This is a genomic window from Vibrio sp. 704 (genome assembly GCF_033339295.1).
Window position 1 is genome coordinate 1 of record NZ_JAWOUH010000519.1, and the last position, 663, is coordinate 663.

Annotated in this window: 1 protein-coding gene; it reads right to left on the reverse strand. The window is 46.5% G+C overall.

The genetic code is table 11. The features are described 5' to 3' along the window. A partial coding sequence (locus tag R7R24_RS27490; protein WP_318120237.1) for a S49 family peptidase occupies nucleotides 1-663 on the reverse strand: 663 nt, incomplete at both ends.

Sequence of the window (663 nt, forward strand, 5' to 3'; positions counted from 1 at the left end):
TCCACAACTGAGTGACCCAGCGAGTGGCAGACTCTTTTGCCGCATCCGACATGTCGTCACGAATAAACGGCTCGATAGCCGATTTGTAAGTACCGACTCGGAAAACGTGAGTGGATACGTCTAACTTCTCTAGCAGAGTTTTGTAATACATAGAGTAAGCGCTGTAGCCCTTAATCAGTACGCCACCATCAGGCGCCATGTACACTTTATCGGCGTAGCTTGCTAAGTAATATTGGCTCTGATTGTAAAAGTCACCCACCGCGTAAACTGGCTTACCTGATGCCTTAAACTCGTTTAACGCTTTAGCAATGTAACGAAGTTTCGTTAAGTTCGTTTCTGGGAGATCGCGCAGTGCCAATACCAAGCCAGAGACTTTGGCATCGTCTTTTGCGTAGCGAATGGTGTCCACGATATCGAACAAAACGTTCTCTTTTGGCATCTCGTTACCTAAAAGAGAGCCTGCGACTGAGTCCATTGGATTGACATAACGACGCTGTTCCACGATGGGACCAGAAAGGTTCATAACCAAAGCTGATTCTTTCTCGATAACAGGTCGTCCTTCGCCAGTGTAGGTAAACGCAAAGTAAAACACGGCAATCATCAAAAGGAAGATCAGGTTTGCCAACGCGAGTCTGATAAAGGTGATGCTTTTCCATATCCCCT